This is a genomic window from Microbacterium luteum, from assembly GCF_015277875.1.
Classification (GTDB): Bacteria; Actinomycetota; Actinomycetes; order Actinomycetales; family Microbacteriaceae; genus Microbacterium; species Microbacterium luteum.
The window spans coordinates 2,570,862-2,597,006 of record NZ_CP063814.1 but is presented as its reverse complement, the minus strand read 5'-3'; the positions used below and the strand labels follow the sequence as shown (position 1 = coordinate 2,597,006).

The 26,145-nt window shown below is 71.6% G+C and carries 22 protein-coding genes; 17 read left to right on the top strand and 5 right to left on the bottom strand.

Annotated features, from left to right (window positions below; all coding sequences use genetic code 11):
* Positions 1 to 20: 20 nt before the first annotated feature.
* From IM777_RS12735 to IM777_RS12725, 3 genes are read left to right on the top strand one after another with little or no spacing between them, the layout of a single operon-like run.
* Positions 21 to 1,118, top strand: coding sequence for an SseB family protein (locus tag IM777_RS12735; protein ID WP_194383630.1), 1,098 nt, complete (start codon positions 21 to 23; stop codon positions 1,116 to 1,118).
* A gap of 57 nt (positions 1,119 to 1,175) precedes the next feature.
* Entirely contained in the window at positions 1,176 to 2,201 is a 1,026-nt protein-coding gene (gene ligD, locus IM777_RS12730) for a non-homologous end-joining DNA ligase (protein WP_194383629.1), read from the top strand.
* Complete coding sequence (locus tag IM777_RS12725; RefSeq protein ID WP_083336493.1) at positions 2,198 to 2,707, top strand: nitroreductase family deazaflavin-dependent oxidoreductase; 510 nt, start codon at positions 2,198 to 2,200, stop codon at positions 2,705 to 2,707. The genes ligD and IM777_RS12725 overlap by 4 nt, the downstream gene beginning before the upstream one ends.
* 10 nt (positions 2,708 to 2,717) lie before the next feature.
* On the opposite strand, the gene IM777_RS12720 is transcribed toward IM777_RS12725, so the two are convergent.
* The 4 genes from IM777_RS12720 to IM777_RS12705 all read right to left on the bottom strand — a co-directional run bounded on the left by IM777_RS12720 (position 2,718) and on the right by IM777_RS12705 (position 7,130).
* Positions 2,718 to 3,761: an ATP-dependent DNA ligase gene (locus IM777_RS12720; protein WP_194383628.1), complete on the bottom strand. Its 1,044-nt coding sequence runs from the start codon at positions 3,759 to 3,761 to the stop codon at positions 2,718 to 2,720.
* A gap of 171 nt (positions 3,762 to 3,932) precedes the next feature.
* Complete coding sequence (locus IM777_RS12715) at positions 3,933 to 5,084, bottom strand: AI-2E family transporter (RefSeq protein ID WP_194383627.1); 1,152 nt, start codon at positions 5,082 to 5,084, stop codon at positions 3,933 to 3,935.
* An 85-nt stretch (positions 5,085 to 5,169) separates the two neighbouring features.
* Positions 5,170 to 6,399, bottom strand: coding sequence for an acyl-CoA dehydrogenase family protein (locus IM777_RS12710; RefSeq protein WP_194383626.1), 1,230 nt, complete (start codon positions 6,397 to 6,399; stop codon positions 5,170 to 5,172).
* Positions 6,400 to 6,473: 74 nt separating this feature from the next.
* Positions 6,474 to 7,130, bottom strand: a complete 657-nt coding sequence (locus IM777_RS12705) for a TetR/AcrR family transcriptional regulator (protein ID WP_194383625.1) — start codon at positions 7,128 to 7,130, stop codon at positions 6,474 to 6,476.
* 205 nt (positions 7,131 to 7,335) lie between these two features.
* On the opposite strand from IM777_RS12705, the gene IM777_RS12700 reads away from it, so the two are divergent.
* From IM777_RS12700 to purH, 12 genes are all read left to right on the top strand, one after another.
* Positions 7,336 to 9,684: a glycosyltransferase family 2 protein gene (locus IM777_RS12700; protein ID WP_194383624.1), complete on the top strand. Its 2,349-nt coding sequence runs from the start codon at positions 7,336 to 7,338 to the stop codon at positions 9,682 to 9,684.
* Positions 9,681 to 11,258, top strand: coding sequence for a chitinase (locus tag IM777_RS12695; RefSeq protein ID WP_194383623.1), 1,578 nt, complete (start codon positions 9,681 to 9,683; stop codon positions 11,256 to 11,258). The genes IM777_RS12700 and IM777_RS12695 overlap by 4 nt, the downstream gene beginning before the upstream one ends.
* An 80-nt stretch (positions 11,259 to 11,338) precedes the next feature.
* On the top strand, positions 11,339 to 12,871 hold the full coding sequence (locus IM777_RS12690) for an FAD-dependent oxidoreductase (RefSeq protein WP_194383622.1): 1,533 nt from the start codon (positions 11,339 to 11,341) through the stop codon (positions 12,869 to 12,871).
* A gap of 100 nt (positions 12,872 to 12,971) precedes the next feature.
* Positions 12,972 to 14,138 carry an ADP-forming succinate--CoA ligase subunit beta gene (gene sucC / locus IM777_RS12685; protein WP_194383621.1) on the top strand — a complete coding sequence of 389 codons (1,167 nt, stop codon included), beginning with the start codon at positions 12,972 to 12,974 and terminating at the stop codon, positions 14,136 to 14,138.
* 25 nt (positions 14,139 to 14,163) lie between these two features.
* Positions 14,164 to 15,066, top strand: a complete 903-nt coding sequence (gene sucD, locus IM777_RS12680) for a succinate--CoA ligase subunit alpha (protein WP_194383620.1) — start codon at positions 14,164 to 14,166, stop codon at positions 15,064 to 15,066.
* Between the two features lie 143 nt (positions 15,067 to 15,209).
* Positions 15,210 to 15,650, top strand: a complete 441-nt coding sequence (locus IM777_RS12675) for a nitroreductase family deazaflavin-dependent oxidoreductase (RefSeq protein WP_194383619.1) — start codon at positions 15,210 to 15,212, stop codon at positions 15,648 to 15,650.
* A 28-nt stretch (positions 15,651 to 15,678) separates the two neighbouring features.
* Complete coding sequence (locus IM777_RS12670) at positions 15,679 to 16,422, top strand: formylglycine-generating enzyme family protein (protein WP_194383618.1); 744 nt, start codon at positions 15,679 to 15,681, stop codon at positions 16,420 to 16,422.
* Between the two features lie 36 nt (positions 16,423 to 16,458).
* Positions 16,459 to 17,007, top strand: coding sequence for a hypothetical protein (locus IM777_RS12665; RefSeq protein WP_194383617.1), 549 nt, complete (start codon positions 16,459 to 16,461; stop codon positions 17,005 to 17,007).
* A complete protein-coding gene (locus IM777_RS17440; RefSeq protein ID WP_194383616.1) occupies positions 17,004 to 18,554 on the top strand; it encodes a polysaccharide deacetylase family protein in 1,551 nt (516 codons plus the stop codon). Before IM777_RS12665 ends, IM777_RS17440 begins: the two co-directional genes overlap by 4 nt.
* Positions 18,555 to 18,645: 91 nt before the next feature.
* Positions 18,646 to 19,899 carry a cell division protein PerM gene (locus IM777_RS12655; RefSeq protein ID WP_194383615.1) on the top strand — a complete coding sequence of 418 codons (1,254 nt, stop codon included), beginning with the start codon at positions 18,646 to 18,648 and terminating at the stop codon, positions 19,897 to 19,899.
* 4 nt (positions 19,900 to 19,903) lie between these two features.
* A complete protein-coding gene (gene purN, locus IM777_RS12650) occupies positions 19,904 to 20,500 on the top strand; it encodes a phosphoribosylglycinamide formyltransferase (protein ID WP_194383614.1) in 597 nt (198 codons plus the stop codon).
* Between the two features lie 20 nt (positions 20,501 to 20,520).
* A complete protein-coding gene (gene purH, locus IM777_RS12645) occupies positions 20,521 to 22,125 on the top strand; it encodes a bifunctional phosphoribosylaminoimidazolecarboxamide formyltransferase/IMP cyclohydrolase (RefSeq protein ID WP_071044614.1) in 1,605 nt (534 codons plus the stop codon).
* Positions 22,126 to 22,377: 252 nt separating this feature from the next.
* Here the strand turns inward: purH and IM777_RS12640 are convergent, their stop codons facing one another.
* Positions 22,378 to 23,805, bottom strand: a complete 1,428-nt coding sequence (locus IM777_RS12640) for a dihydrolipoyl dehydrogenase family protein (RefSeq protein ID WP_194383613.1) — start codon at positions 23,803 to 23,805, stop codon at positions 22,378 to 22,380.
* Between the two features lie 141 nt (positions 23,806 to 23,946).
* Here IM777_RS12640 and IM777_RS12635 point away from each other — a divergent pair, with 141 nt between their 5' ends.
* Both IM777_RS12635 and IM777_RS12630 read left to right on the top strand, forming a co-directional pair.
* Positions 23,947 to 25,470: an AlkA N-terminal domain-containing protein gene (locus IM777_RS12635; RefSeq protein ID WP_228480799.1), complete on the top strand. Its 1,524-nt coding sequence runs from the start codon at positions 23,947 to 23,949 to the stop codon at positions 25,468 to 25,470.
* The gene (locus IM777_RS12630; RefSeq protein ID WP_194383612.1) at positions 25,467 to 25,979 is read left to right on the top strand and encodes a methylated-DNA--[protein]-cysteine S-methyltransferase; all 513 of its coding nucleotides are present in this window, start codon (positions 25,467 to 25,469) and stop codon (positions 25,977 to 25,979) included. The genes IM777_RS12635 and IM777_RS12630 overlap by 4 nt, the downstream gene beginning before the upstream one ends.
* Positions 25,980 to 26,145: the final 166 nt, after the last annotated feature.

Here is a 26,145-nt window from a genome sequence, read left to right as displayed (position 1 = left end):
GACGGGTTAGTCTCGAAGCGATGGCTTTCTTCTCCCGCCGCAAGCGCGAAGACTCCCAGCCCGAGCGTTCCCGTGAGGGAGCAGCCGAGCCCGCGGAGCCGACGGACGCCCCGACCACCGACACCGACGTCACGAGCGGTGCGCAGACGGATGACGCCGCCGCGGATGCGGCAGCGCAGGAGGCCGCAGCATCGGTCAACATCTCGATGTCGTCCTTCCGCGGACTCGGGGGCGGTCCCTCCGCTGCCGCGAGGCCGTCGACGCCGAGCGAGGACGCCGCGCCCGCGAACGCGAAGCCGGCCCCGTCGACCGCAGCGCCGTCCGGTCCGGTGCGGGCCGAATCGATCCCGGGCGTGCGGGACAACGTGCCCGTGCGCGAGGCCATCGCGAAGCTCGCCGACACCGCGCCCGCCGACGGCCTCCTCGAGGTCGCCCGCCAGCTGCTGCAGGGGCATCTGTTCCTGCGCGTGAAGGGCGACGCGCGCACGCTGCTGTCGGAGGGGAAGAGCCTGCCGCTGGCCGTCACCAAGATCGGCGAGAAGCAGTTCGTGCTCGCCTACAGCAGCGGGGCGGCGCTGCAGAAGAGTCTCGCGGCCGACAACGACGCGCAGACCTCGGCGGTCGGACAGCCCGTCACCGCCGTGCTGAAGTACGTTCTCGGCGGTGCGTACGCCGGCCTCATCATCGATCCGGCCTCCGCTCCGGCGCGCGCCGTGGTGCCACGCGAGCTGATCGAGAAGATGCTCGACCAGGCCGACGAGAAGCTCACCGTCAAGACGCTGCTGTCGACACCGCGTACGGATGCGACGCCGGAGGCGGTGGTCGCGGCGATCCCCGAAGCGCGCCTGTGGGTCGCCGTCGGCAAGGCGCCGGACGGCGAGAAGATGGGCATCGCGCAGGGCCGCGCCGACGACGGCACCCGCTACCTCGAGGTGTTCACGCATCCCCTCGAAGTGGCCGCGATGAAGCGCAGCGACCAGCCCGCTCCGGTGACGGCGGCGCAGCTGGCCGGAGCCCTCAAGGCCGATCCCGAGATCGGCGGCGTCGTCATCGACCCGGGCGGGCCGTGGATCCGCCTCACGCGCGATCAGCTCGCACCGGTGATCGCCCTCGCCTGAGACCCACCGCTCGAGAGGTGGTTTCGGCGACGCGGGGTGGGGCCTAGGGTCGTGGGTATGGCGTCCGAGCGCATCACGCTGACCGTCCCGGGACCGCACGGCGACCGCGAGGTCGGGCTCTCCAGCCCGAGCCGCGTGCTGTGGCCGGAGGCGGGGATCACCAAGCGGGAGCTCGCTGAGTACTTCATCGCCGTCGCCGACCCGTTCCTCGCCGCGAACGGCGATCGCCCGGTGTCGCTGGAGCGGTTCCCCGACGGCGTCGACGGGGAACGGTTCTACTCGAAGAATCCGCCCAAGGGCGCCCCCGACTTCGTCGAGACCGTGACGGTCACCTACAACAGCGGGCGCCGTCATCCGCAGCTCGTCCTCACCGAGCCCGCGGCCGTCGTGTGGGCGGCTCAGATGAACACCGTCGTCTTTCACCCGTGGGCCTCGCGCACGGCCGACACCGACCGTCCGGTCGAGCTGCGCATCGACCTCGACCCCCACGGCGCGACCGATTTCGACGACGCCGCGGCGGTCGCGCCCGAGCTGCGCGGGGTGCTGCGCGAGGCGGGGCTCCAGCCGTGGGTGAAGACCAGCGGCAACCGGGGTCTGCACGTGTTCTGCCCGATCGAGCCGACGCACGAGTTCCTGGATGTGCGCCACGCCGTCATCGCGCTCGCGCGCGAACTGGAACGTCGCCTGCCGGAGAAGGTCACCACGGCCTGGTGGAAGGAGGAGCGCGGCGATCGCGTGTTCGTGGACTTCAATCAGGCCAACCGTGACCGTACGATGGCCGGGGCCTACAGTCCCCGCGCGCTGCCGGCCGCAACCGTCTCCACCCCGCTCAGCTGGGACGAGCTCGAGGCGGGGGTCGACCCGTCCGCGTTCACCGTGCGCAGCACCCCGGAGCGGCTCGAACGGCACGGCGACCCGTGGGCGGACTTCGCCGCACGACCGGGCCGGATCGACACCCTCCTGGCCTGGTGGCAGCGCGACCTCGAGGCCGGGCTCGGCGAGCTGCCCTTTCCGCCGGACTTCCCGAAGATGCCGGGGGAGCCGCCGCGCGTACAGCCCAGCCGAGCGAAGAAGGACGGATGAGCCGTCCACGCGCATCCGCTCGTGAGGCGGAGCAAGCGCGCCTCTCCCCGGTGACGGACCGCCTGGTGGCGCGCCTGCTCCGCACCCGCTGGCTCATGCGTCTGCCGATCCCGATGTTCCGCCGCGGGTTCGGATGGATGCTCGGACAACGGTTCGTGATGATCGAGCACCTCGGTCGCACGAGCGGGCGGCCGCGCTACGTCGTCGTCGAGGTCGTCTCCCGCGAGCGCAACCTCCTGCGCGTCGCCTCCGGATTCGGCACCGCCTCGCAGTGGTACCGCAACATCTCCGCGAACGGCGTCGCCTTCCTCTCCACCGGGACCGCGCGGCGGGTTCCCGCGCATGCACGCATCCTTGCACCCGCTGAATCCGCCGCGGTCCTCGCGCGCTACGCGCGGGAGCATCCCTCGGCATGGCGGCACCTCGAACGGGCGATGGACGACCTGGCCGGGGGTGAGGCGGCGATCCCGGTGATCGAATTCACGCCGCCTGAGCGGAAGGCCTGAGCCGCCCGATTCAGACCAGGACCGCGCCGAGGTCGTAGGCGCTGACGGTGTCGAGCTGGTCGTAGGTGCACGACGCGGGCTCGCGGTCGGGGCGCCACCGTGCGAACTGCACCGTGTGGCGGAAACGGCGCCCCTCGAGCTGGTCGTAGCGCACCTCGAGCACCCGCCCCGGGCGAAGGCGCACGAAGCCGGCGTCACGACCACCCGAGAAGCGTGACTTCTCGGTCGCGCCGGTCACAGCGGCGCCGTCGTCGTCGCGCACCACGAGCGGCTCGAGCTCGTCGACCAGCTCGAGGCGTCGCTGGTTGCTGAACGCGGCCACGCCGCCGACGTTCCACAGCTCGCCCGCATCGTCGTACAGGCCCACCAGCAGGGAGCCGACGCCTCGGCCGGACTTGTGGATGCGATAGCCGAACGTCACGACATCGGCCGTGCGGGCGTGCTTGATCTTGAACATCGCGCGCTTGTTCGGAGCGTAGGGCTGATCCAGGGGCTTTGCGATGACGCCGTCGAGCCCGGCGCCCTCGAACTCCGCGAGCCAGCGCTCGGCGACGGCGGCGTCGGCGGTCGTGCGGGTCACATGCACGGGATGAGGGACGCCGCCGAGCAGATCGACGAGTTCGGCGCGCCGGGTCGAGAAGGGCTCGCCCTGCAGGTCGCGATCGCCGCGGGCCAGCAGGTCGAAGGCGATCAGCATGGCCGGCGTCTGCTCCGAGAGCATCGTCACACGCGACGCCGCCGGGTGGATGCGCTGGCTCAGCGACTCCCAGTCGAGCCGCTGCGCACCGGGCTCTCCGCGCGGCACGACGATCTCGCCGTCGATGAGACACGGCTCGGGCAGGATGCGCGCGAAGGCCTCGACCAGCTCGGGGAAGTACCGGGTCAGTGGCTTCGCGCCGCGGCTGCCGATCTCGACGCTCTCGCCGTCGAAGGACACCAGCGCGCGGAAACCGTCCCACTTCGGTTCGAAGCTCAACCCGCCCGGCGTCTTCGCCGGATCGGGCACGGTCGGGACCGACTTCGCCAGCATCGGCTGCGGAATGTCGTAGGTCATGGGCTCATCCTCTCGCTCGCGCCGCCCTGCCGCATCCTCCGGAGCTGCGAAGGCGGCGCGCCCGATCGCGACCGGTCGGGAGGAAATCCCGCTTCGAGAGGACGAAAGGGCGGCCGCGCGTCCTCCGGAGGCGGGATCTCCTCGGGGAGCGCGCGGTGCTGCAGGGGCGGGTCAGGCCTCGACCGGATCCTTCGGGCGCGCCCAGCGCGCGGGGCGGTGCGGACCGTCCCACACCTGGATGACGCCCCACGCCGCCGCGGCGATCGGCACCGCGAGAACGGCGCCGACGATGCCGCCGAGCACCGTGCCGACGGTCAGGGCGACCAAGATGACGAAGGCGTGCAGCTTCATCGACCGGCCCATGAGGAACGGTTGCAGGAAGTTGCCCTCGAGCTGGTTGACGAGCACGACCACGCCGACGACGAACAGGGCGTTGACCCAGCCGTTGGCCACGAGTGCGACGAGGGCCGCGAGCGTGCCCGCCAGCGTCGCCCCGACGATGGGGATGAAGGCGAGCAGGAAGACGAGCACGGCGAGCGGGATCGCGAGCGGCACCTGCAGGATCAGCAGACCGATCAGGATGCCGATGGCGTCAACGAGCGCAACGGTCGCGGTGCCGCGCACGTAGGACCCGAGCACCGACACCGTCTTGTCGCCGATGCGGCGGGCGCGCACGTAGTCGTCGCCGCGGAACGGACGCAGGAGGAACTCCCACATCTGCGGGCCGTCCTTGAGGAAGAAGAAGAGGATGACCACGAGCAGCACGAACCCGGTGACGAAGTTCGCCACCGCGCTGACGCCCGCGAGAGCTCCCGAGCCGAACTGCGCGCTCGTGACGAAGTCGGTCGCCGTGGCGATCCATGAGTCGATGTCGTCCTGCGTCGGGGCGAACGGCAGCCCCTGCGCCCACTCGATGACCGAGGTGATGCCGCTCTGCGCCGAGGCGTAGAGCTCATCCCACTGGTCGCGCACCGCCCACACGATCAGCCAGCCGACACCCGAGAGGATGAGCACGATCGCCAGCAGCGCGAGCAGGGTGGCGACCACGGAGGGCACCCCGCGGGCGCGGAGCCACCCCATCACCGGTGAGAACGCGCACGCGATGATGAGCGCGAGCATCAGCGGGATGACGACGACCGTGAGCTGCCGCATGCCCCAGATCACGGCGGCGGCGACGATCACGACGACGATGATCTGGATGGCGCGGGTGGCCAGCATCCCGAATCCGTCGGTCCAGAGCCGCCAGGGAGCGCGCTTGGTCTGCTCCTCGGCGAGGGACGGATCGAGCTGAACGTGCTGTGGTTCGCGGCGGAAGAGGCCCATGGGGTCGAGGCTACCGAGACGAGCCCTTCCGAACTGCCCCCTTGCGCACCGATGCCCGGCTCGGCAAGGGCCTCAGGCGGGGTGCTCAGGCGAAAGCGCTCAGACCCGTGATGTCCCGACCGATGAGCAGCGCCTGCACGCTCTCGGTGCCCTCGTAGGTGTGGATGGCCTCGATGTCGGCGAGATGCTGCATGACGCCGTTCTCGAGCAGGATGCCGTTGCCGCCCAGGAGGTCGCGCGCCGTGGAAGCGATCCGTCGCGCGGCGCGCGTGTTGTGATACTTCGCGAGGGAGGCCTGCGTCGGGCGGAGACCGCCGGAGGTCTCGAGGTCGGCGAGATGGCGGCAGTACAGCTGCATCGCCGTCAGCTCCTCGAGCATCTGCGCCAGGCGCTCCTGCACCATCTGGAAGGTCGCGAGCGGCTTGCCGAACTGCATGCGCTGCTGGGAATACGACAGGGCCGCCTCATAGCAGGCGGTGGCGTGGCCGAGCGCTGACCAGGCGACGCCCGATCGCGTGGAGTACAGCACGACCGATGCGTCCTTGAACGAGCGCGAGCCCGGCAGCACGGCCGCCTGCGGCACGCGCACGTCGTCGAGGGCGATGTGCGCCTGGTGGATGCCGCGCAGCGACACCTTGCCGGTGATGACGGTGCCGGTGTAACCCGGGGTGTCCTGTTCGACCAGGAAGCAGCGGACCGTGCCGTGGTCGTCGGCGCCCTCGTCGTCGACGCGGGCCCACACGAAGGTGATGCCGCCCGACGCGCCGTTTCCGATCCACTTCTTCGCTCCCCGCAGCACCCAGCCGTCGCCGTCACGGCGGGCGGCGGTCTCGAGCGAGACGGAGTCGGAGCCGTGGTCGGGTTCGGTCAGCGCGAACGCCCCGAGCACCTCTCCTCGGGCGAGGGGCTGCAGCCATCGGGCCTGCTGCTCGGGGCTGCCGAAGAGGGCGAGGGTGCGCAGGGCCAGCCCGCCCTGCACGGCCAGCACGGTGCCGAGTGAGCCGTCGCCGCGCGAGACCTCCATGTTGACCAGCCCGGCACCCAGGGGTGACAGGTGCGTCAGGTCGGGATGGTCGATCCCGTCGGTGAAGAGGTCGAGCTCGCCCATCCGGCCCACGACCTCGACGGGGTAGGAGGCGGTGTCCCACGCGTCGCGCATGAGGGGCGCGACCTCGTCGACGAGCTCCTTCGCGCGGTTCCAGGCGGCGCGGTCGGCGTCGTCGATGTCGGTGAAGACGGCGTAGTAGTCGGTGTCGAGCCGCGCGCCGAGGTCATACCGCGTCGTGCGTTCGCCCGGAAGGGAGGTGTCGTTCATGAGAATCCTTTCGCCCCATCGGAGTCTAGCGAAACCGAGTGTCATCGGAGGCGGCACTGAGTCTCAAGATAGGGTCACGGACCCAGCTTGCCGCGCAGCCGACGGGTCACCTCCGCGGCGGGCATCCGCCGCGGGAACACCGCCACGACCACGTCGCCGGTCTCCTCCGCGGTGTCGTCGGCGAGAACACCGTAACGGCGCCGCACCCCGTCGAGGGCGCGGACGAGCGTGGTCGCCGGCACGCGCTTCGGGCCGCGCAGCAGGCGGCGGAGCACGTGGTTGTGCACCGCGGTGACGGCGGCGGCGAAGCCCACCGCGTCGACCGGGTCGAGGCCCGGAAGCGCGCGTCGCAGGTACTCGTCGAAGAGGCGCTCGTACCGGAACACCGTGACGATCTCGCGATCGCGCAGCGCCGGCACGCCCCGCACGACGGCGTATCGGCGGCGGGCGAGGTCGGGGTCGGCGGCGAAGTGCCGGTACACCTCGAGCGAAGCCTCGCACACGGCCGCCCACGGATCGTCGTGACCCTTGTCGAGCCGGGCGCGGGCACGGTCGAGGAGGAGTTCGTGGTCGGCGAAGACGACGTCGTCCTTGCCCCCGAACTGACGGAAAAACGTGGAGCGCGACACCCCGGCCGCCCGGGCGATCTGCTCCACCGATGTGGCCTCGAACCCCTGCTCGGCGAAGAGGTCCAAGGCGGCGGCGATCACCGCCGTGCGGGTGTCGGTCATCGGTCGTCCTCGGGTGCCGGCATGCCCCGGAGCATACCCCGCCATCTCCGTGAGGATTTCCCGACGTTCGACCCAGCGCGGCGAATATTCCGCCAAGGGCACCTCAAGTCTTCGCATCGTCGCGGAACCTTCCCGGCGCCCGCGCTTAGCGTGGCCGACGGCGCGCGACGGGGATGTGTTCCGCCGCGCCGAGGGGAGAACACGCATGGGGAGAATCGACCGGCAGCCGTCGTCGCGGCGGGCGCAGTGGGGGTCCGAGCGCACCCGCACACCGCTGGACACGGTGCATCGCACGCCGAGCGAGATGAAGATCATCTGGGGGCGTGTGGCGATCATCGTCACGATCGCGGCCTGGGTCGGATATCTCGTCTTCACGGTCGTGCCCCGCATCCTCTCCGGCGAGGGGGTCCTCGCGACGCTCGAGGCGATCCTCTACGGTCTCGTCGTCACGTTCCTCAGCTTCTCCGCGCTGATGTACCTCGTGGCACGCTCGGGCGCGTTCGGCCGGTTCCGCGACCACGCGCGTATTCCCCGGGGAGAACTCGATCGTCACTTCGCCCATCGCGCGGGCTCGGGGATGACCGTTCTGGTGCCGTCCTACGCCGAGGAGACCAGCGTCATCCGCAAGACGATGTGGTCGGCGGCGCTGCAGGAGTATCCCGATCTGCGGGTCGTGCTGCTGCTGGATGATCCGCCGACGCCCGCGGACCCGGCCGTCCGCGCACGGCTCGAGGAGACCCGGGGGATCGCGGCCGAGATCGCGACGGCGCTGGAGATGCCGCGAGCGCGCTTCGCCGAGAATCTGTTCGCCCTCGAACACCGGTGGATCCTCGGGAACACGCCCGATCCCGTCGTCGACGCCGAAGCGCTCGAGCACCTCGTGGCCGACTACGACCTCGCCTCCCAGTGGCTCCGCGACATGGCCGGCACCTGGCCGCACGAAGACCACGTCGACACCTTCTTCATCGATCAGGTGCTCCGCGAACTCGCCTCCGACCTCGACCTCACCGCGCAGGCGCTCTCGCTCGCGGCGGCCGACGGCGACACGCCCACCGTGGCGCACGTGCGCGACATGCGACGCCGCCTTGTGCGGATCTTCACCGCCGAGCTGACGACCTTCGAGCGCAAGCAGTACGCGTCTTTGTCGCACGAGCCGAACAAGGCGATGAACCTCAACTCCTACATCGGCCTGATGGGAGGTCGGTATCGCGAGGAGCACGGCCCCGGCGGAACGCTCCTGCGCCCGGTCGCCGGCTCCACCTCGGCCGACCTCATCGTGCCGAACGCCGACTACCTCCTCACGCTCGACGCCGACTCGCTGCTGCTGCGGGACTACTGCATCCGTCTGGTCTACTTCCTCGAGCAGCCGGGCAACGAGCGGGTCGCGGTCACGCAGACGCCGTACTCGTCCTTCCGAGGCGCTCCCACGCGCATCGAACGGCTCGCGGGCGCCTCGACCGACATCCAGCACATCCTGCACCAGGGCATGACCGCGCACGGCGCGACGTTCTGGGTGGGGGCCAACGCCGTCATCCGCATGGAGGCGCTGGACGACATCCTCGAGATCGACACCGTCGACGGATTCGAGGTCAGGCGATACGTGCAGGACCGCACCGTGATCGAAGACACCGAGTCGAGTATCGACATCGCCGACCGCGGCTGGACGCTGGCGAACTACCCCGAGCGGCTGAGCTACAGCGCCACGCCGCCGGACTTCGGATCGCTGGTCGTGCAGCGCCGGCGGTGGGCGAACGGCGGGCTCCTGATCCTGCCGAAGTTCTGGCGATTCGCCCGTTCCCGCCACCGCTCCGGGCGATCGGTCTCCCTCGCCGAGTGGATGCTGCGCACCAACTACATGGCCTCGCTCGTGTGGGCGAGCTTCGGGCTCATCCTCATGCTCACCCTTCCCTTCGACAGCCGTCTGCTGAGCCCGCTGGTGGTCTTCGCGGCGCTGCCGTACTTCCTGGCACAGGCGAGCGATCTGAAGTACTGCGGATACCGCCGCATCGACATCTTCCGCATCTACGGCTTCAACCTGATCCTGCTGCCGGTGAACCTCGCCGGCGTGCTGAAGTCGATCGAGCAGGCGCTGACCGGCCGCAAGATCCCCTTCGCCCGCACACCCAAGGTGAAGGACCGCACCGCCACGCAGCTGCTCTACGTCGCAGCGCCGTGGGCGATCATCGCCTTCTCGGTGTACACCACGTGGTGGAACGCGCAGTCGGAGAACTGGGGCACGGCGGCGTTCGCGGCGTTCAACGCCGTGACGGCGCTGTGGGCGACGCTGGAGAACATCGGCCTGCGCGCGTCGGTGGCCGACACCTGGCTCGGGCTCACCGACTGGATGTGGGTCGACACGCGTCCGAAGGCATCGGCCGCGGCGTCGGAGGCCGCCGAGGTCGACTGGCGGGAGGTGCTGTACCGGGGCTACCCGGCTTCGGGCGAGTCGCATCGCGCCGTGGCGCCGGTGCGGGATGCGCTGCCGGCCGCACCGCCGCCGGCGGAAGCGGAGCCGGCGACCTCGGATGAGCAGACGCCGGAGGTCGTGCGATGAGCCCGCTGCGCGGTCGGGCGTCCGGGCCCCACGCCGGAAAGCGGCTGTCGCTGTGGCGCCTGCTGCTCGGCGTCGGCGCCGTGTCGGTCGTCGCCGTGGGCGGCGTGTTCGGCGTGCGCTGGGTCGCGGCGCAGGCCGTGGTGCAGTCGTTCGACGACCCGTGGTTCGCGGCCTATGTCGATGTGACCCTCACGCCCACCTACGACTTCGGGGACCCCGCCGACGAGAGCGAGGCGAGCGTCGTGCTGGCGTTCCTGACCGCCCCCACCGGCGGCCAAGCCTGCGAACCGAGCTGGGGAGGTGCCTACTCGCTGAGCGAGGCGGCGCGCGACCTCGACCTCGACCGCCGGATCGCCCGGCTCCGCGACGCCGGCGGCGACGTGGTCCTCTCCTTCGGCGGTGCCGCGGGCGTGGAACTGGCGACGGCGTGCGACACCGCTGACCAGACCCGCGCCGCGTACGCGGCCGCGATCGACCGCTACGACGTGGAGGTCATCGACCTCGACATCGAGAACGACGACCTCGCCGATGCCGCTGCCGCGGAGCGGCGCGCCGAGGCGGTCGCGCAGCTGCAGGAGACGCGAGACCTGCAGGTATGGCTGACGCTTCCGGTGTCGCCCACCGGCCTCACGGCGGACGGCATCGACCAGGTGCGTCAGTTCCTGGCCGCCGGCGTCGACCTGGCGGGGGTGAACGCCATGACCATGGACTACGGCGTCGACCTCGACGGCCGGTCCATGGCCGCCGTCAACGACTCCGCACTCGAGGGACTTCACGCGCAGCTGGATGCGCTCTACGCGGAGGCCGACGACGCCCAGGCCGATGCGGTGCTGTGGGCCAAGATCGGCACGACGCCGATGATCGGGCAGAACGACATCCCCGCTGAGGTATTCACCCTCGCCGACGCCGAAGCGGTGAACGCGTCGGCCCATGCGCAGGGACTCGGCCGGGTCTCGATGTGGTCGCTCAACCGCGATCGATCGTGCAGCGACAACTACGCGGTGACCTCCGTGGTCTCCAATCTGTGCAGCGGCGTCGATCAGGGCGATCTCACCTTCGCCGGTGTGCTCGACGCCGGCTTCTCGGCGCCGGCCGCACGCGCGACCACGACCGCGAGCCCGTCGCCGACGGCTTCGCCGGAGCCGACGACACCGGTCGACGATCCCGCGACCAGCCCCTATCCGATCTGGGGCGAGAACACGCGCTATCTCGCCGGGACGAAGACGGTGTGGCACGGGAACGTCTACGAGGCGAAGTGGTGGACGCAGGGCGACCAGCCGGACGACCCGCTGACGGTCGCCGCGGACAGCCCGTGGACCCTCATCGGGCCGGTGCTGCCCGGAGAGAAGCCCTACGAGATCCCGACGGTCCCGGAGGGCACCTACGACGAGTGGGACGGCGCCGCCGACTACGAGGCCGGCGATCGGGTCGAGTTCGAAGGGCTGCCGTTCGAGGCGAAGTGGTGGACCAGTGGTGACAGCCCCGCCGCGATCGGCGACGACCCGGACGGCTCGCCGTGGCGCGCGCTCACCGCAGCGGAGGTGGCCGAGGTCGCAGCCGGCGCCGACGACTGAGGACCCGGCCGATCCGGCCGGGTCGCCGGGGCGCTGTCAACCCGGTTGTCGCAGGCAGTCGCGCAGCGTTGCATGAGGGCATGACGTCGTTGTGGACCCGCACCGCAGACCCTGTCCAGTCGCAGCCGTGGGACGGCCGGCGCCCCGACGTCGTGATCGTCGGCGCGGGGATCACCGGTCTGTCGACGGCGCTGCTGCTGGCGCGGGCCGGTCGCGACGTGGCGGTGGTCGACGCCGGCGAGGTGGCACATCTGGCCTCGGGATCGAACACCGGAAAGCTGTCCCTCCTGCAGGGGTCCGTCCTGTCGACACTCCGCGCGCATCATCCCGCATCGCTCGTGCGCGCATACGTCGACGCGAACCGCGACGGCGCACAGTGGCTCACGGCGTTCGCGACAGAGGCCGGCGTCCCGTTCACACGCCGCACCGCGTACTCCTACGCGCAGTCCGCCGCGGGAGGGGAAACGGTGGCGGCCGAGATGGAGACCGCGCGAGAGGCCGGGCTGCCGGTGCGTCGTGTGCCGCCCGATCCGACGCTGCCCTTTCCGGTCGTCGATGCCGTCGCGCTCGACGATCAGGTCGCGATCGACCCCTACGCGGTCACGGCCGCCCTCGCCCGGGCGGCGGTGGAAGCCGGCGCGACGCTCCACACCGGCATCCGCGTCACCGGGCTGCGCGTGGTGCCGCATCCCGTGCTCGAGACGAGCGCGGGTTTCATCTCGGCGCGCGATGTGGTGCTGGCCACCGGGGCGCCTCTGACAGATCGCGGCCTCTACTTCGCGAAGACCCGTGGCCTGCGTTCCTACGCCGTCGCGTTCGACGTCGACGGCGAGGTGCCCGACGGGCTCTACCTGTCGGTGGATGCGCCCACCCGCTCCCTCCGGTCGGTCACGTCGTCCGACGGCCCCGACGGCGGAGCACGCCTCGTGGTCGGGGGAAACGGGCACCCGGTGGGGCGCTCGTCGTCGCCGCGCGCGTGCGTGACGGATCTCATCGCATGGACGCGCGAGCACATCCCCGGGGCGGAACCCGTCGCGTCGTGGTCGGCGCAGGACTACGAGTCGCACGACCTCATCCCGTTCGTCGGCGTCATGCCGCGCACGCTCGGCCGGGTTCGTTTCGCGACCGGATTCGGCAAGTGGGGACTGTCCAACGGCCCCGCCGCGGCGCTGCGCATCGCCGCCGAGGTCACCCGCACGCCCCGACGGGAGCGGCCCGCGTGGATGAACCTCATCTCCCGCCGGTTCACCGTGCCCGCCGATCTCGGCCGGGGCGGGATCGAGAACCTGCGGGTGGGCTGGGAGGCGGCATCCGGATGGGTGGGCGCCCAGCGCCGCGCGGTGCCCGTCGCACGCCCCGCCGAGGGCGACGGCGTCGTCGTCAATCGCGCGGGTCACCCCGTCGGCGTTTCGACCGTGCAGGGCGTCACCCGCGCCGTGAACGCCGTCTGCCCCCACCTGGGCGGAGTGCTCGCGTGGAACGACGCCGAGGGCTCGTGGGACTGTCCGCTCCACGCATCCCGATTCACCGCCGCCGGTCTGCGCATCGAAGGACCGGCCGTCTGCGACCTGCAGCGGCTGCCCCGTGTGCCGGGAGAGGTCGCCGCAGGATAGTAGGCTGGGGGACCGGTCGATATCTCGACGTCAAGCGAATCCTCGGCGCCGAGAAGGTTCACCACATCACCCACCCATCGCAACAGCGAAGGAACGCACTGTGGATCTGTACGAGTACCAGGCACGCGATCTGTTCGAGAAGTACGAGGTGCCGGTGCTCCCGGGCATCGTCGCCGACACGCCGGAGGAGGTGCGCGCGGCGGCCGAGAAGCTCGGCGGTGTCGTGGTCGTCAAGGCCCAGGTCAAGACCGGAGGCCGCGGCAAGGCCGGCGGTGTGAAGGTCGCCAAGACCCCCGACGAGGCCTACGAGGCCGCGCAGGCCATCCTCGGCCTCGACATCAAGGGGCACGTGGTCCAGCGCGTCATGGTCGCCGCCGGTGCCCGCATCGCCGAGGAGTACTACTTCTCTGTGCTGCTCGACCGCTCCAACCGCTCCTACCTGAGCCTGTGCTCGGTCGAGGGCGGCATGGAGATCGAGCAGCTCGCCGTCGAGAAGCCCGAAGCCCTCGCCCGTGTCGAGGTCGACCCGCTGGGAGGCATCGACAAGGCCAAGGCCGTCGAGATCGCGAAAGCCGCCAACTTCCCCGACGACCTCGTCGAGGCCGTCTCAGACGTGTTCGTGAAGCTGTACGACGTCTACACCGGCGAGGGCGCGACCCTCGTCGAGGTCAACCCGCTGGTGCGCACCGAGGAGGGCGAGATCATCGCCCTGGACGGCAAGGTCTCGCTCGACGAGAACGCCAGCGAGGTGCGTCACCCCGAGCACGAGGAGCTCGAGGACAAGGGCGCGGCCGACCCGCTCGAGGCCAAGGCCAAGGAGTCCGGCCTCAACTACGTCAAGCTCGACGGCGAGGTCGGCATCATCGGCAACGGCGCGGGCCTGGTCATGTCGACCCTCGACGTCGTCGCCTACGCCGGCGAGGGCCACGGCGGCGTGAAGCCGGCGAACTTCCTCGACATCGGCGGCGGCGCCTCCGCCACCGTCATGGCCGCAGGACTGGATGTCATCCTCGGCGACGAGCAGGTCAAGAGCGTCTTCGTCAATGTGTTCGGCGGCATCACGTCGTGCGTCGCCGTGGCCGAGGGCATCGTCAAGGCCCTCGAGATCCTGGGCGACGCCGCGACCAAGCCGCTGGTCGTGCGCCTCGACGGGAACCAGGTCGAGGAAGGCCGCGCCATCCTCGCCGCCGCGAACAACCCCCTCGTCACGCTCGCCGCGGGCATGGACGAGGGCGCCGACAAGGCCGCCGAGCTGGCCGCCGCCTGAACCGCATCCGGATAAGGACCAGAAAATGTCGATCTACCTCAACCAGGATTCCAAGGTCATCGTCCAGGGCATCACCGGCGGCGAAGGCACCAAGCACACCGCGCTGATGCTGGAGGCCGGCACGAACGTCGTCGGCGGCGTCAACGCCCGCAAGGCCGGGACGACCGTCTCCCACACCGACAAGGACGGCAACGCCGTCGAGCTCCCCGTCTTCGGCTCGGTCGCCGAAGCGATGGAGAAGACCGGCGCCGACGTGTCGATCGCCTTCGTGCCGCCCGCGTTCACGAAGGACGCCATGATCGAGGCCATCGACGCCGAGATCGGGCTGCTCGTCGTCATCACCGAGGGCGTGCCGGTCGGCGACACCGCCGAGGCGTGGGCCTACGCCAAGAGCAAGGGCAACACCACTCGCATCATCGGGCCGAACTGCCCGGGCATCATCACCCCCGGTGAGTCGCTCGTCGGCATCACCCCGGCCAACATCACCGGCAAGGGTCCGATCGGGCTCGTGTCGAAGTCGGGCACGCTGACCTACCAGATGATGTTCGAGCTGCGCGACCTGGGCTTCTCGACCGCCATCGGCATCGGCGGCGACCCCGTCATCGGCACGACGCACATCGACGCGCTCGAGGCGTTCGAGGCCGACCCCGAGACCAAGGCGATCGTCATGATCGGCGAGATCGGGGGCGACGCCGAGGAGCGCGCAGCCGACTTCATCAAGGCGAACGTCACCAAGCCCGTCGTGGGCTACGTCGCCGGCTTCACCGCGCCCGAGGGCAAGACCATGGGCCACGCCGGCGCGATCGTGTCGGGCTCGGCCGGAACCGCACAGGCGAAGAAGGAGGCCCTCGAGGCCGCCGGCGTCAAGGTCGGCAAGACCCCGTCCGAGACCGCCGCACTGATGCGAGAGATCATCGAGGGTCTGTGATCTGACCCTTCTCTCGCCGAACCACCCCTCTGCACGCGAGCCGGCCCTTTCGGGACGGTGGGCAGAGGGGTGGTTCGCGTCGAGAGGGGCGGTTCGGTGACGGGGATCGGCTGCGCCCGCGCGCGGCGGCGTAGGCTGGCGGCATGCCGTTGAGTGGTGAGTACATCCCGTCCACGTCCGAATGGGCACGCAACCAGGCCGAGCAGTTCGAGGCCTCCGGTGGCACCGAGGCGAACACGCTGCGGGGGGTGCCGATCATCGTGCTGACGACCGTCGGGGCCACCAGCGGCGGATTGCGCAAGACGGCGCTGATGCGGGTCGAGCACGACGGCCGCTACGCCGTCGTCGCCTCGAAGGGCGGCGCGCCCGATGAGCCTCGCTGGGCCGCGAACATGCGTGCTCACGCCCATGTGGAGCTGCAGGACGGCGCCGACAAGCGGGACTACGACGCCCGCGAGCTCTCCGGCGAGGAGCGCGAGCTCTGGTGGAAGCGCGCCGCGGAGGTCTGGCCCGACTACGACGCCTACCAGGCGAAGACCGATCGGCAGATCGCGGTCTTCGTCCTCGAGCCCCGCGAGGCGTGAGGCAGCGGGTCCGGTTCTCACCGGCGCGATGAGCGAGATTGAGACCGCGCGCCTGCCCGCCGGCCGTGTCGAGCTTCACGACGCGCGGCGCAGCATCCGACGCGCGGTCGACCTCGAGCCCTTCGAGATCGCCCGGTTCCCGCTCACGCAGGCGGAACTCGGCGAGCTGCTGGGGGAGACCGCGCAGCACCCCCGACGGCCGGCGACGCACATCTCGTGGCTGCGGGCGGTGCGCGTGTGCAACGCGGCATCGGAGTGGGAGGGGCTGGATCCCGCCTATGCCGTCGACGGCGACGAGGTGACGTGGCACGTGGACTCCGACGGGTTCCGGCTGCCGACCGAGGCCGAATGGGAGTACGCCTGCCGAGCCGGATCGACCGGCGCGCACTACGGGCCGCTGGCCGAGGTGGCCTGGACGGCCGCCGACGGCTTGTCCGCTCCCCACGACGTCGGCGCGCGGCATCCGAACCTCTTCGGTCTGTTCGACACGCTCGGGAACGTCTGGGAGTGGTGCTGGGATCTGCTCGATCCCGCTCGCTACGGCGATTACCGGGTGTTCCGCGGCGGTGGCTTCGCCGACGACGCCCACAGCGTCCGCGCCGGAGCGCGACGCGGCGGCGGGCCGCGCATGCACCACGACGACGTCGGGATGCGGCTGGCCCGCGGCGGTTTCGACGCCGTCGACGCCGCGCAGGGATGGTCGGCCCGCGCGGATGCCGAACGCGGCGACCCGGACGGCCCGCTGCCGTCGGGATGGACGCCGCGCCGCTGACCGCCGGAGCCGCTCGGTCTCGATAACCTGTGGGTCATGGGGCCGGCTGGGGATGCCGCGGCGCGGTGGCGCGCACGCGAAGCGCTGATCGTCGTCGCGGGGGTGTCGGCGGTGATCGCCGTCATCGTGGGACTGCTTGCCGTGACGGTGCTGCCGCCGGTGCTGGCGAATCTGTCGGCCGAGGCCGTGGCGGACGAGACGACGGTGCCGATCGCCGATGACGGCACGGCCACGGTGCTCGTGCCCGCCGGCTGGGTGGTGCGACGTTCGCCGTTCGACGACACCCTGCGGCTGAGTTCCCCGGATGCGGGTCTCACCGTGTCGCTCGTCGCAGACGACGGCGATGCCGAGGAGGTGTCCGCCGAGGTCGCTGTCGCGTCGGACGCCGTCACCGAGAGGCTCGCGTCGGGGCTCGACGCGCGCCACGCGTTCCAGAACGGACGGTTCGTCGCGACGGTCGGCGACGGCGGAACCGCGACAGTGCTCGTGACGGCCGAGGCGTCGCCCGAGGCCGACCTGGACGACTACGTCACGGCTCTCGCGCTGATCCTCGACGGCATCCGCCTCGACGGGGTCCCCGCGTGAGGCGTCTCGCGGCCGGCGGCCTCGTGGCGGTTCTCGCTCTCACCGCGTGCGCCGTGCCGACCGACGTCGATTGGCGGCCGCCGACCTGGCCCGCCCCCCACGTGAGCGTCGTCGAGGTGCCCGCGCCGATCGAGGCCGCATCCGTGCCCGGGCTGGTGGGCGAGCGCATCCGCAACGACGACGTGCGCGTGCAATCGCGATGGATGCGCCTCCCCGGCGTTCCCGCCGTCGAAGAGGTGGCGCTGCCGGCGGTTCGCGCGGCGATCGACGGGCAGGAGGCGGCCACCGGCGACGTCTACAGCCCGCAGGTGTTCGACGCGGACGCCGGACTCGGCGATCGTGACTGCGTCACGGGATCCACCCTGCTGCCCGCGGCCGACGTGCTCGCCGATCCCGCCCTGGGCCCGGTCGGTGGGTCGGGGACGGCGGTGGTGTGCGACGTCGTCGTCGCCGCAGGCGCCATGATCGGACAGCGCATCCGCACGGTCACCGGAGCTTCCGGCGAGGTCACGGACGACGCGACGACCCTGCGCTACATCGACGTCGACGACGGCCGCCTCATCGCGCCGGCCGCGCTGTGGGCCGACGGCGCCGCGGATCGGCTGTGGGAGGACGTCGTCGACGCGATCCGTCGGGAGGCCGGTTCGCTGTCGCTGGCCCCGGTCACGCCCCCGGATGAGGAGGCGGTGGTGCTCCTGGACGCGGCGCTCGCGACCACCGTTCCCGCCGCCGACGGATCCCTGGTGGTGACGATCCCGGCGGGGTTCCGGGCCCCGGAACTGGAGGCGCTCGGGATCGCCGCGACGACCGATCCGGTCGCTGTCGCCGTCGCGCCGCCCCGGTCCGCCGAGCTCGTGAGCGGGACCGGTGCCGACCTCGTCTCCGCGGTGGTCGCGGCGGCGCCGTTCACCGCGCCGGCCGGGCCGCCCGAGGGTGCGCGCGAGGTCGACTGCGAGCTGCATCCCTGCGTGTCGCTGACCTACGACGACGGCCCGTCGCAGTGGACGTCGGCGATTCTCGACGCCGCGCGGGAGCACGACGCCGGGCTGACCTTCTTCGCCCTCGGGCAGAAGGCCGCGGGCTGGGCGGAAACGCTCTCGCGGGCGACCGCTGAGGGTCATCTCGTCGAGAACCACACCTGGAACCATCCTGATCTGACGACCCTGGAGCCGGAGGAGGTGCGCGCGCAGATCGGCGACACGACCGTCGCCCTGCGGACCGCCTCCGGAGAGGCCGTGCGCGCCTTCCGTCCGCCGTACGGGGAGTGGAACCGCGAGGTGCTGAAGGAGGCGGGCCTGCCCGCGATCCTGTGGGACGTCGACACCGAGGACTGGAAGCAGATCAGCGACGACGAGCTGCTGCGGCGCGCGGTCACGCAGCCGCGCCCGGGCTCGATCGTGCTGCAGCACGACATCCACGCCAACACCGGCCGCACCGTCGATGCGGTGATGTCGGGTCTGCGCGACCGCGGCTTCGTGCTGGTGACCGTGCAGCAGCTGTTCGGCGGTGCCTTCCCCGGCGGCGGCGCCTGGCAGTCCGCACGCTGAACCCCGCCCGCCACGCGTTTGGCTGACAGCGTGGCGAGAGCGCCGCGGCGTGCACGGAGCGCGCGTTCGGCGTGGGTAGGGTCGATGGCGCATGCATCGCCTCACCGTCGCCCTCCTCGCCGCCGTCGATTCCGCCGTCGCGGCGGCCGTCGGCGTGGCCGCCGTCTTCGCGCCGCTGACCCTGATCTGGGTGATCGGTCTGGCCGCGCCCGACTGGGGGGCGCTGTGGCCGGCGTCGGCGACGATCTGGCAGTTCGGTCACCTCGTGCCCGTCGACGTCGCGCTCACCGACGACTACCTGGTCGCCGCGGGTGTCGACGCCGACGCCTCGACGTTCACGCTGTCGCTCGCCCCGCTCGCCTTCGTCGTCTTCACCGCGCTGGCCGGTGCGCGCTCCGGGATTCGCGCCTCGCGGGCAGAGTCCTGGGCGACCGGGGCGATCACCGGTCTGCTCGTGTTCACCGCCGCGGCGGCGGCCGTCGCCCTGACCGGGGCGAACCCCGTCGCCGCGGTGGACCCCGTCATCGCGATCGCCGCGCCCGCGCTCGTCTACGCGGTGCCGTTGACCGTCGCCGCCGTCGTGACCGAGTGGCGCGAGTCGCCCGAGGGTCTGATCGCCGACCTGCGTGATCGGGCCGAGGGGGATTCGGCCGCGTGGAGCGAGGTCCCGGGGGAGATCGCACGCGGCGTCGCCGTGGTCATCACGGTGCTCGTCGGGGCTGGAGCGCTGATCGTGGCCGTGGCGATCACTCTCCGCATCGGCGAGATCCTGGCGCTGTTCCAATCCGCCCACGTCGACGCGCTCGGCGCGATCGTGCTCACCCTCGGGCAGCTCGCCTACCTCCCGACGCTCATCGTGTGGGGGCTCGCCTTCGTCGCCGGACCCGGCGTCGCACTCGGTGCCGGCGCCGCCGCGGCACCCGGAGGCACGACCGTGGGCGTGCTCCCGGGCATCCCCCTGCTCGGTGCCGTTCCCGACTCGACCAGCACGTGGCTGCTGATGCTCGTGCTCGTGCCGATCGCGGCCGGGGCCTTCGCCGGATGGGTGGCGCGATCGCGCCTGGCCGCCTCGGAGACCGAGGAGTGGGCGCCGCGCATCGTCACCGCGCTCGGCATCGCCGCCGGCGCCGCGGGGGTCGCCGCTGTGCTCTCCTGGGCGGCATCCGGATCACTCGGGCCCGGCCGGCTGACCGAGGTCGGCCCCGATCCCGGCGCAGTGGCTCTCGCGGTCGGGCTCGAGACCCTCGTCGGGGTGGCGATCCTGCTGCTGTCACCCCGCGGCGCCCGCGCCTGGATGGCGGGGGAGGAGCCCCGCGGGGAACGTGTCGCACCGCCGCTAGACTGACCGGGTGCTCTCGGTCGTCGTCCTCATCTCCGGTGCCGGGTCGAACCTTCGGGCTCTTCTCGACGCGGCGGCAGAGCCGGATTTCCCCGCACGCATCGTCGCCGTCGGCGCCGACCGTGAGGCCGACGGGTTCGCCCACGCCGAGGCCTACGGCATCCCGACCTTCCTCGTGCCCTGGGAGGAATACGCCTCCCGTGAGGAGTGGGGAGCCGAGCTCGGCTCCCACCTGGCGGTGTGGAAGCCCGACCTGGTCGTGCTCAGCGGACTCATGCGACTGCTGCCGGCATCCCTCGTCGACGAGTGGGCGCCGCGCCTGATCAACACCCACCCGGCGCACCTGCCCGAGTTCCCCGGCGCTCACGGCGTGCGCGATGCGCTCGCGGCCGGAGTCGACCGCACCGGTGCGAGCGTCATCGTCGTCGACAGCGGCGTGGACACCGGCCCCATCCTCGCCCAGGAGCGCGTCCCGGTCCTCCCCGGCGACGACGAGCACACCCTCCACGACCGCATCAAGCCGGTCGAGCGACGCCTCCTGATCGACGTGGTGCAGCGCATCGCGTCGGGAGAGCTCGACCTGTCCGCCGCAGCATCCACGACCTGACCACCGAACGAAGGAGTCCCATGGCCGGTCCCAGCCACGACCCGTCCCTGTACCGCGACCGCGACGTCGTCCCGATTCGCCGAGCCCTGATCTCGGTGAGCGACAAGACCGGACTGCTGGAGCTCGCTCAGGCCCTCGCCGGGGCGGGTGTCGAGATCGTCTCGACCGGCTCGACCGCAGCGACCATCCGCGAGGCCGGGCACGACGTGACGGACGTCGCGGCGGTCACCGGGTTCCCCGAGTCGCTCGACGGGCGCGTGAAGACGCTCCACCCCGGCGTGCACGCGGGCCTCCTGGCGGACCTGCGGCTGGAGCACCACGAGGCGCAGCTGGCCGATCTCGGCATCCGGCCCTTCGACCTCGTCGTGGTCAATCTCTACCCGTTCGTGCAGACGGTCGCCTCCGGTGCCGAAGGCGACGCCGTCGTCGAGCAGATCGACATCGGCGGACCCGCGATGGTGCGCGCATCGGCCAAGAACTACGCGAACGTCGCCATCGTCGTCTCGCCCGAGTCCTACCCCGCCATCGTCGAGGCCGTCGGCTCCGGCGGGACGAGTCTGACGCAGCGCAAGGATCTCGCCGCGCGCGCCTTCGCGCACACCGCCGCCTACGACACCGCCGTCGCGACGTGGTTCGCCGAGGGCACGCTCGTGGAGGAGGAGCTGCCCGAGCACCTCACCATCAAGGCGGAGCGCCTGGAGACACTCCGCTACGGCGAGAACGCGCACCAGCGCGCCGCGATCTACTCCCGGGTCGGCGGTCACGGCATCGCGCAGGCGACGCAGCTGCAGGGCAAGGGCATGTCCTACAACAACTACATCGATGCGGATGCGGCGCTGCGCGCGGCCTTCGACATGATCAAGCCCGCCGTGGCGATCATCAAGCACGCGAACCCGTGCGGCATCGCCGTCGCGGCGCCGCAGGCCCTCGACCCGATCGCGAGCGCCCACCTGCGCGCGCACGAGTGCGACCCGGTGTCGGCCTTCGGCGGCGTCATCGCGGCCAACCGCACCGTGACGCTCAAGATGGCCGAGAACCTGCGCGACATCTTCACCGAGGTGATCGTGGCGCCCGACTTCGAGCCGGAAGCGCTGGAGGTCTTCGCGCTGAAGAAGAACCTTCGGGTGCTGCAGCTGCCCGCCGACTGGCGTCAGGAGAGCATGGATGTGCGCCTGGTGTCGGGTGGTCTGCTGCTCCAGGATGCCGACCGGTTCCCCGACGACATCGAGTCGGTGGCGAAAGACTGGGAGCTGGTCTCCGGCGAGCGTCCGAGCGACGAGGAGATGACGAACCTCATCTTCGCATGGAAGTCGTGCCGCGCGGTGAAGTCGAACGCCATCGTCCTGGCGAAGAACTCCGCGACCGTCGGCATCGGCATGGGGCAGGTGAACCGCGTCGACTCGTGCCGCCTCGCCGTCGAGCGGGCAGGCGACCGTGCGGCAGGGTCGATCGCCGCATCCGATGCGTTCTTCCCCTTCGCCGACGGGCCCCAGGTGCTCATCGACGCGGGCATCACGACGATCATCCAGCCGGGTGGATCCGTGCGCGATCAGGAGGTCGTCGATGCCGCCCGCGACGCCGGGGTGACGATGTTCTTCACCGGCGAGCGCCACTTCTTCCACTGACGCCCCGGGGATGTGCCGCCCCGGCACGCCCCGTCGTCCGCCGGCATCCCTGCCGCCCCGGCAGGCCCTGCCGCCCGCCGGCATCCCCACCTCATCACCATGTCCCCATTTCTGTCGCCATAGCGCTGCATACAGACAGAAATGGGGACATGCGTCATTCCGGCCGACCGGCATGTCCCCTTTTCTGTTGCCATAGCCACCCAGAAGGACAGAAATGGGGACATGGTGGTGCCAGGAGGGGGACATGCGGGGTCAGGAGGGGGTGGGGCGGCCGAACTCCTCGAGGAAGCGCAGCCACACCTCGCTGATCGTCGGATACGACGGCACGGCGTGCCACAGGCGGTCCACCGGCACCTCGCCGACGATCGCGATCGTCGCGGCGTGCAGCAGCTCGGCGACGTCGGGCCCGACGAACGTGGCACCGACGAGCACGCCGCGGTCGGTGTCGATCACAGCCCGCGCGGCACCCTGGTAGTCGTCGCTGTGCGTGGATGCGCCCGCGATCCAGCCGAGGTCGTAGTCGATGACGCGCACGGTCCGTCCGGCCTTCTCGGCGGCGGCCGCCGTGAGTCCGACGGAGGCGACCTCGGGATCGGTGAAGGTCACCTGCGGCACCGCGTCGTGGTCGGCCGTCGCCGCGTGCACTCCCCACGGAGCATCGTCGACCGTCGCCCCGTGAGCGCGGGCGGCGATGACGTCACCCGCCGCGCGCGCCTGGTACTTGCCCTGGTGGGTGAGGAGGGCGCGGTGGTTGACGTCGCCGACGGCGTAGAGCCAGTCGAAGCCGTCGACCCGCAGCGTGTCGTCCGTCTCGAGCCACGAGTCCGGCTCCAGGCCGATCGCCTCGAGCCCCAGGTCGCCGGTGCGGGGGATGCGGCCGGTGGCCACGAGCACCTGCTCGGCCGCGACGCGCGAGCCGTCCGAGAGCTCCAGTTCTGCGCCGACGTCGGTGCGACGGGCCGCGATGACCTCGGCGCCGGTGCGAACGGACGCACCCATGGCCCGGAGCGCCTCGGTCACCCGCTCGCCGGCGAAGGGCTCCATCCCGTTCAGCAGCGACGAGCGCGCGATGACGGTGACGTCGGTGCCGAAGCCCGCGTAGGCCGTGGCCATCTCGGCGCCGACGACCCCGCCGCCGAGCACCGCGAGACTGGCGGGGATCTGCTTCGCACTCGTCGCGTCACGGCTCGTCCACGGCTCGATCTCCGCCAGGCCCGGGATCTCAGGGAGCAGCGCTGCGGATCCGGTGCAGACGGCGATCGCGTGGCGGGCCACGAGCGTCTCCTCGGTTCCGTCGGAGCCCGCCACCGTGAGGGTCTTTTCGCCCGAGAAGCGGGCGTGCCCGCGGACGAGGTCGATGCTGGCGCCGGAGAGCCACTCCACCTGGGAGGAATCGTTCCAGTCGTGCGTCATCGCGTCGCGGCGCCGAAGCACTCCGGCGACGTCGAGCTCGCCCGTGACCGCCTGCTTCGCACCGTCGACGGCCCGCGCCGCGCGCACCGCGGCGGCACTGCGCAGCAGCGCCTTCGAGGGCATGCACGCCCAGTACGAGCACTCGCCGCCGACGAGTTCGGCCTCCACGATCGCGGTGCTCATCCCGCCCTGCACCGCGCGGTCGGCGACGTTCTCGCCCACCGCTCCGGCTCCGATCACGATCACGTCGTACTCGCGTTCCGTCATGGTCGTCACGCTACCCCCGCGCCGTGTCGGCGCACGGGCCTTGCGTGCGCCCCCGCTCGCATGTCACCGTGCCGCCGACCCGCGCACCGCGATGGCCGATTTCCGCGAGTGTGCAGCCTTGGGGAGTGGCAGGGTGGAGGCATGAGCACGCCGGCGACGAGCATCCCCGTGATGTCCTTCGACGAGCGCTATCGCGTCATCCGCTCTCGCGATCGCCGCTTCGACGGGCAGTTCGTCACCGCTGTGCGCTCGACGGGCATCTATTGCCGCCCGAGCTGCCCGGCGCGCACGCCGAAGGAGTCGAACGTCACCTTCTACGCCACGTCGGCGGCGGCGCACGAGGCGGGATACCGCGCGTGCAAGCGCTGCCTGCCCGAGGCCGCGCCGGGCTCGCCGCAGTGGAACCTGCGGGGCGATGTGACCGGCCGGGCGATGCGTCTGATCGCCGACGGCGTCATCGAGCGCGAGGGCGTGCCGGGCCTCGCACGCCGGCTCGGCTACTCGACGCGTCACCTCACACGGCTTCTCACCGCCGAGCTCGGCGCCGGTCCGCTCGCGCTCAGTCGGGCGCACCGCGCGCACACGGCGCGCATGCTCCTCGTGGGCACCGACATGCCCGCCGCCGACGTCGCGTTCTCGGCGGGCTTCTCGAGCGTGCGTCAATTCAACGACACGGTGCGCGAGGTGTTCGGGATGTCGCCGCTCGACCTGCGCGCCCGTCGGCGTCGCACGCGAGCGGGCGAGCCGGTCGCGGGGGCGATCGATCTCGTGCTGCCCCACCGCGGACCGCTTGACGCCGCCGGACTCTTCGCGTGGATGTCTGCGCGCGCCGTCGCCGGCGTCGAAGTCGCCGACGACGCATCCTTCGCCCGCGCGCTGCGGCTTCCCGCAGGCGCGGCCTGGTTCCAGGTGCGCGTCGGCGCGGACGACCGTGTGCGCCTGCACGCACGCCTGGCACACCTCGGCGATCTGCCCGTGCTCGTCACGCGAGTGCGCCGGCTGTTCGACCTCGACGCCGATCCCCTCGCCGTCGACGAGGCGCTGGCGCGACACCCCGAGCTCGCGGGGCGGGTCGCGGCTCTTCCCGGCATCCGGGTTCCGGGGGCCGCGGACCCGCACGAGATGCTCATCCGGGCGATGGTGGGCCAGCAGGTCACGGTCGCCGCCGCGCGCACGGCGCTCACGGCGCTCGCCGCGGCGCTGGGGGAGCGGGTCGCGCCGCACGCCGGCACCGACCGGCTGTTCCCCACGATGGCTGCGATCGCCGAGCACGGTCGTGAGGTGCTGCGCGGGCCGGCCGCGCGCATCCGCGCCATCGCGGGAGCCGCCGCCGCACTCGCGTCGGGGGAGCTCGCCCTCGGGCCGGGCGACGACGCCTCCGAGCAGCGCGCGACCCTGCTCGCCCGCCCCGGGATCGGACCGTGGACGGCCGACTACGTGCGCATGCGCGTGCTCGCCGACCCCGACATCACCCTTCCCGGTGACGTCGCGGTGCGTGCGGGAGCGCGTGCGCTGGGCATCCCGTCCGATCCGAAGGGGTATGCCGCGTGGGCCGAGCGACTCGCGCCGTGGCGCAGCTACCTCACCGCGCACCTCTGGGCCGCCGCGCCGACTTCGCGGCGCGCATCCGTACCGACCGACAGCCCGCTCCAGGAGGCATCATGACCGCCACGCTGCAGACCCTCGACACCCCGGACGGCGCCTTCACGATCCTCGCCGACGACGGAGGGCGCGTGATCGCATCCGGCTGGACCGCAGATGCCGAGACGATCCTCGCGCGGCTGCGGCCGGTCCAGCGCCCCACCGACGTGCGCACCGTGGCGGGCGAGAGCCCCGCATCCGATGCCGCGGTCGCCGCCGCTGCCTACTACGACGGCGACGTGCACGCGATCGATGCGGTGCCGGTGTCGCAGACCGGCACGACCCTGCAGCGCGCGGGATGGGCGGCGCTGCGCGGGATCGCGCCCGGCCGTCCGCTCACGTACACGGAATTCGCCGAGGCTCTCGGCTCTCCCAGTGCCGTGCGCGCCGCCGCGGCGATCTGCGCCCGCAACGCGCCGGCGCTGTTCGTTCCCTGCCACCGCGTGCTGCGCTCGGACGGGACACTCGGCGGCTTCGCGTGGGGACTGGACGTCAAGCGCAGCCTCCTCGCCCGCGAGGCCGTCGCCGGCTGATCGCCGCACTCCGTGCACGCGGCGCCGCGATCGGCGGTCGAAGGAAAGCGCTTGCGGACGTCGCGCCGATCCCGATATTCTGAACGGCTGTCGCCGATCGCGACATTCCCGTGAACCCTAGGAGGATGCCATGTCCCACGCCGCCGTTGTGAAGAGCGCATCCGTC